Below are 12,833 nucleotides of genomic sequence, written 5' to 3'. Positions count from 1 at the left end.
GACCTTCGCGGACAAGCCCGCTCCCACAGGGGCACTAACGCGACGCCAGCGCGCGCACGTCCGCCAGCAGCGCGTCGACGCTCGCGGGCAGCGTGTCCCAGGCGCACATGAAGCGCGCGCCACCGGCGCCGATGAAGGTGTAGAAGCGCCAGCCGCGCGCACGCAGGCCGTCGAGCACAGGCAGCGGCAGCTCGCAGAACACGCCGTTGGCCTCTACCGGGAACATCAGCTTCGCGCGCGGCACCTGCACCAGCCCGGCCGCCAGGCGCTGGGCCATGGCGTTGGCGTGGCGGGCGTGCTCGAGCCACACGTCGTCTTCCAGGATGCCGAGCCAGGGCGCGGACAGGAAGCGCATCTTCGAGGCCAGTTGCCCGGCCTGCTTGCAGCGGTAGGCGAAGTCTTCGGACAGCTTGCGGTCGAAGAACACCACCGCCTCGCCCACCGGCAGGCCCATCTTGGTGCCGCCGAAGCACAGCACGTCCACGCCCACCTTCCAGGTGATCTCCGCCGGCGCCACGCCGAGCGAGGCCACCGCGTTGGCAAAGCGCGCGCCGTCCATGTGCACGCGCAGGCCGTGCTCGCGCGCGCAGGCGGAGATCGCGGCCACCTCGTCCGGCTGGTACACCGTGCCGACCTCGGTGCTCTGGGTCAGCGTGACCACGCGCGGCTTGGGGTAGTGGATGTCGCTGCGGCGCGAGATCACCTCCAGCACCGCGGCGGGGGTGAGCTTGCCCTGTTCGCCGTGCGCGGGCAGCAGCTTGGATCCGTTGGAGAAGAACTCCGGCCCGCCGCACTCGTCGGTCTGGACGTGGGCGAGCTCGTGGCACACCACGCTGTGATAGCTCTGGCACAGCGAGGCGAGCGCGAGCGAGTTGGCGGCGGTGCCGTTGAAGACGAAGTAGACGTCGCAGTCGGTTTCGAAGATCTCGCGCAGGCGGTCGGAGACCCTGCGCGTCCATTCGTCCTCGCCGTAGGCGGGGGCGTGGCCGGCGTTCGCCGCCACGAAGGCTGCCATGGCCTCCGGGCAGACGCCGGCGTAGTTGTCGCTGGCGAAATGTTGAGTCGCTTGCATGAGGGCTCAGGCGCGGTCCAGGTTCAGCGGCTCGCCGGTCGCCGCAGCGCTGGCGGCGGCGGTGAAGATGACGTCGGTCGAGGAGTTCAGCGCAGTCTCTGCCGAGTCCTGCACCACGCTGATGACGAAGCCGATCGCCACCACCTGCATCGCCACATCAGTCTCGATGCCGAAAAGTGCGGTCGCCATCGGGATCAGCAGCAGCGAGCCCCCCGCCACGCCCGACACGCCGGCCGCGGCCAGGCCGGACACGATGCACAGCAGCAGTGCCGTGGCGAAGTCGACCGGGATGCCCAGGGTGTGGGCGGCAGCCAGGGTCATCACCGAGATCGTGATCGCCGCGCCGGCCATGTTGATCGTGGCGCCGAGCGGGATCGAGATCGCGTAGGTGTCCTCGTGCAGGCCCATGCGCCGGCACAGCTCGAGGTTGATCGGGATGTTGGCGGCCGAGCTGCGGGTGAAGAAGGCGGTGACCGCGCTGCCGCGCAGGGCGGCGAACACCAGCGGATACGGGTTGGTGCGCAGCTTCCAGAACACGAACAGCGGGTTGATCACCAGCGCGACGAAGAGCATGCAGCCGACGATCACCAGCAACAGGCGGCCATAGCCGAGCAGCGCGTCGAAACCGGTCTCGCCCATGGTGGCCGCGACCAGGCCGAAGATGCCGAGCGGGGCGAAGCGGATCACCACATGCACGATCGACGACACCGCGTCGGCGAGGTCATTGACCACCTTGCGCGTGCCCTCGCCGGCGTGGCGCAGCGCGATGCCCAGCCCGATCGCCCACGCCAGGATGCCGATGAAGTTGGCTTCCATCAGCGCCTTGACCGGGTTGGCAACCACGTTGAGCAGCAGGTTCTTGAGCACGATCAGGATGCCGCCCGGCGGGCTGCCGGTGGCGGCGGGCGCGTCCAGCACCAGCGTGGTGGGAAAGGCGAAGCTGGCGAGCACCGCGACCAGCGCGGCGGCGAAGGTGCCGAGCAGGTAAAGGATCAGCACCGGACGGATGTGGGTCGGCTGACCGTGCTTGTGGTTGGCGATCGCGGCCGCGACCAGCACGAACACCAGGATCGGCGCGACCGCTTTCAGCGCGGCGATGAAGAGGTCGCCGAGCAGGGCGACCGATTTCGTGGCGCCCGGCGCGATCAGGGCCAGGGCGATGCCGAGGACCAGACCGATGGCGATCTGGGAGATGAGGCTCATGCGCAGTACGCGCTGCAGAACCGTGGGGGTGGCGGTGGTCATCGGGGTGTCTCCTCGTGGATGACGTTATGGTCGGGGGCGCCCGGATAGGGCGGAAAGCCGCTGCGGGAATGGTGTTCCGCATGCGGCAGGGGTGAGCCGGTCAGCACTCGGGGAAGCTGACGGCGAGGCCTCCGCGGGAGGTTTCCTTGTACTTGTCGAGCATGTCGCGGCCGGTGTCGCGCATGGTGCGGATCACCTGGTCGAGCGAGATCGCGTGCGCGCCGTCGCCACGCAGGGCGAGCTGGGCGGCGTTGATCGCCTTGACCGAGGCCATCGCGTTGCGCTCGATGCAGGGCACCTGGACCAGGCCGCCGACCGGGTCACACGTGAGGCCGAGGTTGTGTTCGAGACCGATCTCGGCCGCATTCTCGACCTGCTCTGGGCTACCGCCGAGCACTTCGGTGAGGCCGGCGGCCGCCATCGCACATGCCGAGCCGACCTCGCCCTGGCAGCCGACCTCGGCGCCGGAGATCGAGGCGTTCTTCTTGCACAGCACGCCGACCGCGGCGGCGGCCAGCAGGAAGTTCTCGACGTCGGCGTCGCTGCTGCCGGGCATGAAGTCCATGTAGTAGTGCAGCACGGCGGGGATGATGCCGGCCGCGCCGTTGGTGGGCGCGGTGACGACGCGACCGCCGCCGGCGTTCTCTTCGTTGACGGCGAGCGCGTAGAGGTTGACCCAATCGAGCGCGGCCATGGTGTCGCTGATCAGGTTGCGGCCGGCGGCGCGCTCGCTGAGCTTGCGGTGCAGCGCGGCAGCGCGGCGGCGCACGTTGAGCCCGCCGGGCAGCACGCCTTCCTGGGTGATGCCGCGCGCGACGCAGGCGCACATCACACCCCAGATGCGCTGCAGCGCGGCGCGCGTGTCGGCTTCGCTGCGCCAGGCGCCCTCGTTGGCGAGCATCAGCTCGCTGATGCGCAGGCCGTGGCGGCGGCACTGTTCGAGCAGTTCGGCGCCGGTGTCGAAGGGATACGGCACCGCGACTTCGGCCTCGGCCGAAGTCCCCGACTGCGCCTGCGCTTCGTCCACCACGAAACCGCCTCCGACCGAATAGTAGGTGTTCTCGTACACCACGCCATCGTCACCATGCGCGATCAGGCGCATCGCGTTGGGGTGGTAGGGCAGACTCACCGGCAACAGGCGCATGTCGCGCGCCCAGTCGAAGACCAGCGTGTGCGTGCCGGCGAGCTTGAGTTCGCCGTCGAGGCGGACCAGGTCGACCGCGTCGGCGACGAAATCGGGATCGACCGCGTCCGGGCGCGCGCCCATCAGTCCGGCGATGATGGCACGGTCCGTACTGTGGCCGACGCCCGTCGCCGACAGCGACCCGTACAGCTTTACCTCGATGCGGCGCACGCGCTCGAGCACGCCCTGCTGCGCCAGTGCGGTGGCGAAATCGTGCGCGGCACGCATCGGCCCGACGGTGTGCGAGCTGGACGGGCCGATACCGATCTTGAACAGATCGAGGACGCTGATGGACATGGATCGCTCCTGTTGGAATCCGGTGTTGCTTTAACCAATCTAATCGCGAAAATACTTATCGCCGCATCAAGGTATTTTCCATTGGCAGCAGAAGCGACTCAATCGATAGATTTTCACCTTGTGTTTATTAAAACTAAACCATGAACCCCTCTGCACCTTCGCAGGTACACACCCGGCTGCGCGTCTTCCTCGCCGCTGCGCGCCACCTTTCGTTCACCCGGGCGGGCGAAGAACTGCACATCACGACCGGCGCGGTGAGCCAGCAGATCAAGCTGCTCGAGGACTGGCTCGGCCAGCGCCTGTTCCGCCGCCTGCCGCGCCGGATCGAACTCACCGACGCCGGTAACCGCCTGCTCGCCGCGGTCGACCCGGCCTACGCCGCGGTCGATCTGGCCATCGGCCGCCTGCGCGGCGGCGCCTTGAGCGGCGTGGTGCGGGTGCGCACCCTGCCCTCCTTCCTCGCCACCTGGCTGGTGCCGCGGCTGCCGCGGCTGATGGCGCGCTTTCCTCAGATCGAACTGCAGGTCGAGGCAGAGGACAGCACCTACTAGCTGCGCGACGGCGAGTTCGACCTCGCCATCGACCTCAACGACGGCACCTACCCGGGCTTTCAGAGCACGGTGCTGCTGGAGGAGGAGATCTTTCCGGTGTGCTCGCCGCGCCTGCTCGACGGCCGCCCGGCGCTGGAGACGCCTGACGAGCTCATCCACTACCCGCTGCTGCACGACATGACCGCCTGGCGCGGCAGCCCGCCTTACGCCGAATGGGAGCGCTACCTGCGCGCGATCGGCGCACCTCAGGTCGAGGTGCGGCGCGGCTACATGTTCAACCGCAACCACATCACCATGCAGTGCGCGATCGCCGGCATGGGGGTCGCGATCGCGCGCCGCACGCTGATCACCGACGAACTCGACAGCGGCCGCCTGGTTGCGCCCTTCGCGCAGACGGTGGCCACCGGAAAACGCTACTGCCTGGTGTATTCCGCTGGTGCGCTCGCCGACCCGCGCGTGGCCACGGTGCATGACTGGATCGTCGGCGAGGCGCACGGCCTCAGCCGATCATCTGCCCCGGCAGCCACGTGACCAGCCCGGGGAAGGTGTAGAGCAGGATCAGCGCCAGCACCATGAGCAGGAAGTAAGGCAGCGCATACACCGCGATCGTGGTGATCTGCCTGCCCGACAGCGCCTGCAGCACGAACAGGTTGAAGCCCACCGGCGGGGTGATCTGTGCCATCTCCACCACCACGATCACGAACACACCGAACCACAGCGGATCGATGCCCGCCGCCTGGATGGTCGGCAGCAGCACCGCCATCGTCAGCACGATGATCGAGATGCCGTCGAGGAAGCAGCCGAGCAGCACGAAGAAGATCCCGAGCGCGAACAGCAGCATGCCGGGCGTGAGGCCGAGCGAACCGATCCATTCGGCCAGATGACGGGGCAGGCCGATATAGCCCATGGCCAGGGTCAGGAAGGCCGAGCCGGCGAGGATCAGCGCGATCATGCAGTACAGACGGGTCGCGCCCATCAGGCCGGAGAGAAAGCTCGCGCGTGTCAGTGACTTCTGCGCCGCGGCGATGATCAGGCTGCCGATCACGCCGATCGCCGCCGCCTCGGTGGCGGTGGCGATGCCGGTGTAGATCGAGCCGAGCACGCCGGCGATCAGCAGCACTACGGGTATGAGGTTCTTCGACGCGCGCAGCTTGCCCATGAAGCTGGTCTTGAGGTCGGCGGGCGGGATCTTCTCCGGGTTCATCAGCGACCACACCACCACCCAGCCCATGAACAGCGACGCCAGCAGGATGCCCGGCAGCACGCCGCCGATGAAGAGCTTGGAGATCGACACGTCGGCGGCCACGCCATACACGATCATGATGATCGAGGGCGGAATCAGCAGGCCGAGCGTGCCGGCGCCGGCCAGCGTGCCGAGCACCATGGACTCGGGATAGCCGCGACGGCTGAGCTCGGGCATCGCGATCTTGCCGATGGTGGCGCAGGTCGCCGCCGACGAACCCGACACCGCGGCGAACAGCGTGCACCCGATCACGTTGGTGTGCAGCAGGCGCCCCGGCAGGCGCTCCAGCCAGGGCGACAGGCCCTTGAACATCTCCTGCGACAGCTTGGTGCGGAACAGGATCTCGCCCATCCACAGGAAGAGCGGCAGCGCGGTCAGGGTCCAACTCGAGCCGTGGCTCCAGATCGCCACGGCCATGCCGTCGCCGGGCGCGCGGGCGGTGAAGCCGAGCATGCCGAGCATGCCGATGGCCATCAGCGCGAGGCCGATCCACAGCCCGCTGGCCAACAGCACCACCATCAGACCGACAAGAACGAGTGCAGCAGTGAGTTCCATGATGCCCCCTATTCCATGTGCGCCATTTCGTCGGCGTTCGCCTTGGCGAGCCGCTGCGGCTCGCGCCCCAGGCTGACCTGAATGAAGTCATCGACGACAGCGATGAGCAGGATCACGGCGCCGATGGCCATCGACATCTGCGGAATCCACAGCGGCGTGGCATCGACACCCTGCGAAATCTCGTCGAATTCGTGCGACTGCCACGCCAGGCGAACGGCATACCAGGCGAGCAAGGAGGCGACGACGACACCGGCGCCATGTGCGAGCCACTCCGTCAGCCTGCGCAGGCGCGGACCGAGGCGCTCGATCACCAGGCTGACGCGGATGTGTTCGCCATGCTTGAAGGTGTAGGCCAGGGCGAGGAAGCCGCAGGCTGCCATCGCGTAGCCGGCGTAGTCGTCGGTGCCCGGCAGGTAGATGCCGAGCGGACGGCTGAAGACGCCGGCCGCGACCATCACCAGGGTGACGATCATGCCGACAGCGGCGAGCGCACCGGACAGCCGGTACAGGGAATCGAGAAGCGCTCTCATGGCGGTCTCCGGAAAGGCCAGGGCCCGCGCGAACGGGCCCTGTACGACAGCGAGGACTTACTTGAGCTTGCGGTAGGCGTCGAGGATGGCCCGGCCGTCCGGGCCGGCCTTCTCGACCCACTCGGCGGTCATGCGCTCGCCGACCTTGAGCAGCTCGGCCTGCAGCGCCGCGGGGGCCGGCTGGACCGTCATCTTGTTGGCCTTGAGCTGGTCGATGTACCAGGCGGTCTTCTCTTCGGAGACCTTCCAGCCGCGCTCCTGGGCCGTCGCGGCGGCCTTGAGCAGCGCGTCGCGGCTCTGCTCATCCAGTGCATCGAAGGCCTTCTGCGACACGAACACGATGTTCTTCGGCAGCCAGGCCTGGATGTCGTAGTAGTAGCTCAGCTGTTCCCAGCTCTTGGTGTCGTAGCCGGTGGCCGACGAGGTCAGGTTGGCGGATACGACACCGGTCGACAGGGCCTGGGTGAGATCGGCGGCCTGCACGGTCACCGGCTGGCCACCCATCAACTCGATCATGCGCGCGACCGTCGGGCTGTAGGAGCGGATCTTCATGCCCTTGAGGTCGCCGATGGTGTTGAGCTCGGTCTTGGAATACAGCCCCTGCGGCGGCCACGCCACCGAGTACAGCACCTTCAGGCCGTTCTTCGCCAGGCGCGCTTCGACCGCCTGCTGCGAGGCCTGCCACAGCTTCTTCGAGTCGGCGTAGCTGGTGGCGAGGAAGGGCACGGTGTCGAGGGCATAGAGCGCATCCTCGTTGGCCAGGCCGGAGATGATCAGCTCGCCGATCTGCGCCTGCCCGGCCTGCACCGCACGCTTGATCTCGTTGGCCTTGAACAGCGAGCCATTGGCGTGCACGGTGATCTTGAGCTTGCCACCCGTGGCCGCGTCGACCTCGTTGGCGAACTGCTGGATGTTCTCGGTGTGGAAGTTGCTGGCCGGGTAAGGCGTGGGCATGTCCCAGGTGGTCTGGGCATGCGCGGCCGCGGCGATGCCGAAACCGACCAGGGAACCGGTGATCACCTTGAGAAGGGGATGCGTAAGGGTCATGGCGTGTGCTCCTGAAGTGAAGGGGCAGAGGCCCCCGTGACGCGGTTTGTGTTGCGGCGACCGGCTATCCATAAGTCACCGTTATTGCACGATAGAGATTTTCTGATTATCTTGTCAACAAAACGTAGATGTTTTTTACGCGATACGTCTTCGAAACATCACTGGAGGTTTCAATGAGCGACAGCACCCCCATCGTTTCGTCACAGCACCTCGTCTCGGCGAAGGCGCCCCAGGTGTCCGAGTTCGAGTTCGGCCTGATCATCGCGTGGCATGCGTTCGCACGCTGGATGATGCGCTGCATGACCGCCGCCGGCGTCAAGGACATGACCCCGATCGACGTCCTCGTGCTGCACCACGTCGCCCACCGCGACACCGAAAAACGCCTCGCCGACATCGGCTTCGTGCTCAATGTGGAAGACACGCACGTCGTCTCCTATTCACTGCGCAAGCTCGTCGGGCTCGGCCTGGTGCAGAGCATCAAGCGTGGCAAGGAAGCCTTCTATTCCGTCACCGACCAGGGGCGCGAGATCTGCATGGCGTACCGCGACGTACGCGAGGCCTGCCTGATGCCCGGCTTCAGCGGCAGCGCCGACGAGAACGCCCGCATCGCCGAACTCGCCCAACTGCTGCGCACGCTCTCCGGGCGTTACGACCAGGCCGCGCGCGCAGCCTCCACCTCCCCGCTCTGAATACAGGAGGCCCGCCATGAGTGTTCGCATCCTCGACGCCGGCGACGCCGCACTCACCATCGAGTTCGGCAGCGTCATCGACCCCGCCCTGCTCGCCGCGGTCAACGCGCTCGATGCCGCCATCCTGCGCCGGCAGCAGGCGGGCGCGCTGGCGGGGGTGATCGAGACCATGCCCACCTTCCGCTCGCTGACGGTGTTCTTCGACCCGCTCGCCACCGACCGCGACACCCTGCTCGCGGCGCTGCAGCCGCTGATCGACGCCGCCGAGCACGGCACGCCGGTCGACGGCCGCCACTGGCGCCTGCCGGTGTGCTACGAGGGCGAGGCCGCGCCCGACCTCGCCGAGGTGGCGCGCACGATCGGCATCGACGAGGCCGAGGTGGTCGCGCTGCACAGCGGCACCGAATACCTGGTGTACATGCTCGGCTTCCTGCCCGGCTTCCCGTTCATGGGCGACCTGCCCGCACGCCTGCGCCTGCCGCGGCGCAGCCAGCCGCGCGTGCGCGTGCCCGCCGGCAGCGTGGCGATCGCCACCGGCCTCACCGCGATCTACCCGTGGGAGAGCCCCGGCGGCTGGCACCTGGTCGGGCGTTGCCCGGTGCCGCTGTTCGACGCCCGGCGCGCCTCGCCCTCGCTGCTCGCCGCCGGCGACAAGGTGCGCTTCACGCCGGTGAGCGCGAACGAATGCCGCGCGCTCGAGGCCGGATTGCGCAGCGGCGACATCGACCCGATGCAGTGGCTGGTCGCCGACGCGGCCCACGCCGCCACCGCGGAGGACGCAGCATGAGCCCGCAGACCGAACTCGAGATCGTCTCGCCGGGCGCCTTCGCCTCGATCCAGGATAAGGGCCGCCACGGCCATCGCCGCATCGGCGTGCCGTGGGCGGGCGTGCTCGACCGCCGCCTGATGCGCATCGCCAACGCGCTCGCCGGCCGCGACGAGGACGCACCGGTGATCGAATGCTTCGACGGCGGCCTGCAGCTCACGGCGCACGGCGGCGCGGCAAAAGTGGCGGTGGCCGGCGACGCGGTGATCGAGGTCGACGGCGCGGACGGCCGCCGCCAGCTCGCGCCCTGGCGCTCGGTCACGCTCGCCGACGGTGAATCGCTGCGCATCCGCAAGATGGGCAACGGCCGTATCGCCATGGTCGCGGTCGCCGGGCTGGACGTGCCGCCGGTGATGGGCAGCGCCTCCACCTACGTGCGCGCCGGCCTCGGCGGCGCCGACGGCCAGGGCCGCGCGCTCGCCGCCGGCACGCGTCTGACGCTGGGCGAAGCCGACGCCTTGGGCAGCGACCACGTGCTGACCCAGCCGCCCACAGCCGACGAGCGCCCGATTCGCCTCGTCCTCGGCCCGCAGGCCGACCACTTCAGTGCCGCCGCGCTGGCGGCGCTGGTCGGCGGCGACTACCGCGTCACCGCTGAGGCCGACCGCATGGGCATCCGCCTCGAAGGCGCCAGGCTTGAACACACCGCCGCCGCCGAGATCGTGTCCGACGCCACCGTGCCCGGCTCGATCCAGGTCCCCGGCGCCGGCCAGCCGATCGTGCTGCTCGCCGACGCCCAGACCGCTGGCGGCTATCCCAAGATCGCCACCGTGATCACCGCCGACCTCGGCCGCCTGGCCGCGCTGCGCCCCGGGCAGACGCTGCGCTTTGCCACCGTGAGCGCCGCCGAGGGCGCGCAGATCGCGCGCGCCGCCGAGGCCGAGACCTGCGCGCTGATCGCCGCCATCCGCGCGCTGCCGGCCGACGGCATCGACCTGGTGGCGCTTTACACCGGCAACCTGGTCGACGGCGTCGTGCATGCGCTCGGCGCCGAATATCGACCGCTATATTGAAGAACGATCCCGCCCTGAGGCCCTCTCCATGACCAACATCATCAACCTCAACGCCGACCTCGGCGAATCCTTCGGCGCGTGGACCATGGGCGAGGACGAAGCCCTGCTGCAGGTGGTGCGCTCGGCCAACATCGCCTGCGGCTTCCACGCCGGCGACCCGGTGGTGATGCGCCATACCGTTCGCACCGCGCTCGCCGCCGGGGTCAGCCTCGGCGCCCACCCCGCCTACCCCGACCTGCAGGGCTTCGGCCGCCGGCCGATGAAGATGGCGCCGGCCGAGCTCGAAGCCATGGTCATCTACCAGGTCGGCGCGCTCGCCGGCATGGCCGCGGCCGAAGGCGCGCGCGTCACCCACGTCAAGCCGCACGGCGCGCTCAACAACCAGGCCTGCGAAGACGCCGCGCTCGCCGATGCGGTGGCGTGTGCGGTCAAGGCCATCGACCCGAACCTCATCCTGCTCGCCCCGGTGCTGTCCGAGCTCCACTCCGCAGGCGAGCGCGCCGGCCTCAAGGTGGCCGGCGAGATCTTCGCCGACCGCGCCTACACCGACCGCGCCACCCTGGTGCCGCGCGGCCAGCCCGGCGCGGTCATCCACGACCACGACCAGCTCGTCACCCACGTGCTGCGCATGCTCGACGCCGGCGGCGTGGTCAGCCAGAGCGGCAAGGTGCTGCCCACGGCGATGGACAGCATCTGCGTGCACGGCGACACCCTCGGCGCAGTCGACAGCGCACGCCACCTGCGCGCAGCGCTGGAAGCGCGCGGATGGACCGTCGCCCCCCTGCCCGAGGTCGTCGCCACGCGCTGAACGCAAGCGCCCCCTCCCCGGCTACAAATCCATCATTTCCGCCTACACTCCACCGTTCCCATTTGCGCAAAAGCACACAACGGAGACGACGGAGACATGACGAAGACCTGGATGGAAGCGATCGACGCACGCAGCGCGGCGGCACTGGCCTCGGGCGCCCTGCAACCGGTGGCCGCCGAGCAGACCGAAATGGAAGACGCCGGCATGCGCTTCATCGTGCGCTGGGTGTCCTCGCTGGCGGTGAAGGACGCGGCGAGGGCGGCCACCCCGGCCGCCACCCCGGCCGCCACCCAGGTCGCCATCCCGGGCGGACCGCGCGACCCCAACTTCAACCCCTTCCTCAACCCCGATCCCGAACTCACCGTCGGCCCGATCGGCACCGCGCACGTCGTGATCCTCAACAAGTTCCCGCTCTGCGAGCGCCACCTGGTGCTGGCGCGGCGTGCGTTCGAGGAACAGTTGCTGCCGCTGGCACGCAGCGACTTCGCGGCGCTGGCCGAGATCATGATGGAGGCGGGCGGCATCGGCCTCTACAACGGCGGCACCGCAGCCGGTGCCAGCCAGCGCCACAAGCACGTGCAGTGGATGCCCGACACCGAGGGCAACGCCAGCCTGCGCCTGTTCGCCCCCGGCCTGCCGGGCGACCTGCCCGAGCACGGCGTGGCGCGCCACCCAGCGCTGTCGATGCAGCACTGCTTCGTGCGCGTGCGCTGCGGCCTGGGTGTGGCTGTCGACGTGGCTGCCGACAGCCTGCTCGAAGGCTTTCGCCGCGCCTGCGACACGCTGCAGTTGAAGCCCGGCGCCGACGGCCTGCTGCCGCCCTGCAACCTGCTGATCCACGACGGCTGGCTGCTGATGCTGCCGCGCAGCCAGGAATGCTTCGAAGGCATCTCGATCAGCGCGGTGTGCTTCGGCGGCACGCTGTACACCCGCCAGCGCGAGCAGATCGAATCCATCCGCCGCGTCGGGCCTTTGCAGGCACTCGCAGCGGTCGGCTGCTGACAGGAAACGCGGGGCGGGCAGCGCCACCCGAGCGCGGTGTTTCGGCGATGGGAGTGCAGCGCTACTCGGCCACGTCCGGCACCGCCTGCCAGGCAATCCGCCCCTGCCCGGCCTCGGCGAGCCGGGCCTGCAGCGCGGCCGCGGCATCCTCCGGCAGGCTGAAGCAAAGCTCCACCGCCTCGCCATGAGTCACCGTCAGCAGGCTCGCGCCCGCCACCTCGAGTTCGCGCCGCAGCAGGCCTTCGAGCGCATAGGGCACGGCGCAGCGCAGCGTCGCCAGGCGCACGATCGGCACCTTCTCCGCCTGCAGCAGGGCCTGCGCCACCGCGTCGGTGTAGGCGCGCACCAGCCCGCCAGCCCCAAGCTTCACGCCGCCGAAGTAGCGCACCACGGTGGCGAGCACGCCTTCCAGGTCCTGGTGGCGCAGCACTTCGAGCATCGGCCGCCCGGCGGTGCCGCTCGGCTCGCCGTCGTCCACCGCCGCCGACTGCCCGCCCGCGAGCAGCGCCCAGCACACGTGGCGCGCGCCGGGATGCTGCGCCCACAACGCTGCCACCACCTTCTGCGCGGCGGCGCGATCGGCCATCGGCTGAACGCAGCCGATGAAGCGACTCTTCTTGATGATCAGTTCGCTGTGGACGGGGGCGGCGAGAGTCAGCGGCATGGCGACGATTCTAGCCGATGGCCCGCGCGCAGACCGTTCCAGGCTCGGTTCCACGCACTGCCCGGCATCGATGCGCGGAAAACCGCCGCCACAAACAACCGGGGCCGC

At 69.1% G+C, this 12,833-nt stretch carries 12 protein-coding genes and 1 pseudogene; 6 read left to right on the top strand and 7 right to left on the bottom strand.

Going from position 1 to position 12,833, the window contains the following annotated elements; genetic code table 11:
* Positions 1–34: 34 nt before the first annotated feature.
* The 3 genes from RBT54_RS03230 to RBT54_RS03220 all read right to left on the bottom strand — a co-directional run bounded on the left by RBT54_RS03230 (position 35) and on the right by RBT54_RS03220 (position 3,797).
* Complete coding sequence (locus RBT54_RS03230) at positions 35–1,072, bottom strand: low specificity L-threonine aldolase (RefSeq protein ID WP_320364041.1); 1,038 nt, start codon at positions 1,070–1,072, stop codon at positions 35–37.
* A gap of 6 nt (positions 1,073–1,078) precedes the next feature.
* The gene (sstT, locus tag RBT54_RS03225; RefSeq protein WP_320364039.1) at positions 1,079–2,317 is read right to left on the bottom strand and encodes a serine/threonine transporter SstT; all 1,239 of its coding nucleotides are present in this window, start codon (positions 2,315–2,317) and stop codon (positions 1,079–1,081) included.
* A 100-nt stretch (positions 2,318–2,417) separates the two neighbouring features.
* Entirely contained in the window at positions 2,418–3,797 is a 1,380-nt protein-coding gene (locus tag RBT54_RS03220) for an L-serine ammonia-lyase (protein WP_320364037.1), read from the bottom strand.
* A gap of 140 nt (positions 3,798–3,937) precedes the next feature.
* Here RBT54_RS03220 and RBT54_RS18430 point away from each other — a divergent pair.
* Positions 3,938–4,879, top strand: a pseudogene (locus RBT54_RS18430) (LysR substrate-binding domain-containing protein).
* Here the strand turns inward: RBT54_RS18430 and RBT54_RS03205 are convergent.
* From RBT54_RS03205 to RBT54_RS03195, 3 genes are read right to left on the bottom strand one after another with little or no spacing between them, the layout of a single operon-like run.
* A complete protein-coding gene (locus RBT54_RS03205) occupies positions 4,848–6,146 on the bottom strand; it encodes a TRAP transporter large permease subunit (protein WP_320364034.1) in 1,299 nt (432 codons plus the stop codon). The pseudogene RBT54_RS18430 and the gene RBT54_RS03205 sit on opposite strands and share 32 nt — an antisense overlap.
* Before the next feature lie 8 nt (positions 6,147–6,154).
* Positions 6,155–6,676 (bottom strand): TRAP transporter small permease, encoded by a 522-nt coding sequence (locus RBT54_RS03200; RefSeq protein ID WP_320364032.1) that lies wholly within the window; start codon positions 6,674–6,676, stop codon positions 6,155–6,157.
* A 57-nt stretch (positions 6,677–6,733) separates the two neighbouring features.
* Positions 6,734–7,723, bottom strand: a complete 990-nt coding sequence (locus tag RBT54_RS03195; protein WP_320364030.1) for a TRAP transporter substrate-binding protein — start codon at positions 7,721–7,723, stop codon at positions 6,734–6,736.
* A gap of 173 nt (positions 7,724–7,896) precedes the next feature.
* Between RBT54_RS03195 and RBT54_RS03190 the strand changes: the two genes are divergently transcribed.
* The 5 genes from RBT54_RS03190 (at position 7,897) to RBT54_RS03170 (ending at position 12,061) form a co-directional block, all read left to right on the top strand.
* Complete coding sequence (locus RBT54_RS03190; RefSeq protein WP_320364028.1) at positions 7,897–8,412, top strand: winged helix DNA-binding protein; 516 nt, start codon at positions 7,897–7,899, stop codon at positions 8,410–8,412.
* Positions 8,413–8,428: 16 nt separating this feature from the next.
* Positions 8,429–9,199, top strand: coding sequence for a 5-oxoprolinase subunit PxpB (gene pxpB / locus RBT54_RS03185; RefSeq protein ID WP_320364027.1), 771 nt, complete (start codon positions 8,429–8,431; stop codon positions 9,197–9,199).
* Complete coding sequence (locus RBT54_RS03180) at positions 9,196–10,251, top strand: biotin-dependent carboxyltransferase family protein (RefSeq protein ID WP_320364025.1); 1,056 nt, start codon at positions 9,196–9,198, stop codon at positions 10,249–10,251. Before pxpB ends, RBT54_RS03180 begins: the two co-directional genes overlap by 4 nt.
* Positions 10,252–10,279: 28 nt before the next feature.
* Positions 10,280–11,059, top strand: coding sequence for a 5-oxoprolinase subunit PxpA (locus RBT54_RS03175; protein ID WP_320364023.1), 780 nt, complete (start codon positions 10,280–10,282; stop codon positions 11,057–11,059).
* 96 nt (positions 11,060–11,155) lie between these two features.
* Entirely contained in the window at positions 11,156–12,061 is a 906-nt protein-coding gene (locus RBT54_RS03170) for a phosphorylase (protein WP_320364022.1), read from the top strand.
* Positions 12,062–12,122: 61 nt separating this feature from the next.
* On the opposite strand, the gene RBT54_RS03165 is transcribed toward RBT54_RS03170, so the two are convergent.
* The gene (locus RBT54_RS03165; RefSeq protein ID WP_320364021.1) at positions 12,123–12,725 is read right to left on the bottom strand and encodes a YigZ family protein; all 603 of its coding nucleotides are present in this window, start codon (positions 12,723–12,725) and stop codon (positions 12,123–12,125) included.
* Between the last annotated feature and the right edge of the window lie 108 nt (positions 12,726–12,833).

This window comes from Thauera sp. (assembly GCF_034003485.1).
GTDB lineage: Bacteria > Pseudomonadota > Gammaproteobacteria > Burkholderiales > Rhodocyclaceae > Thauera.
This window is presented reverse-complemented; position numbering and strand designations above follow the sequence as displayed.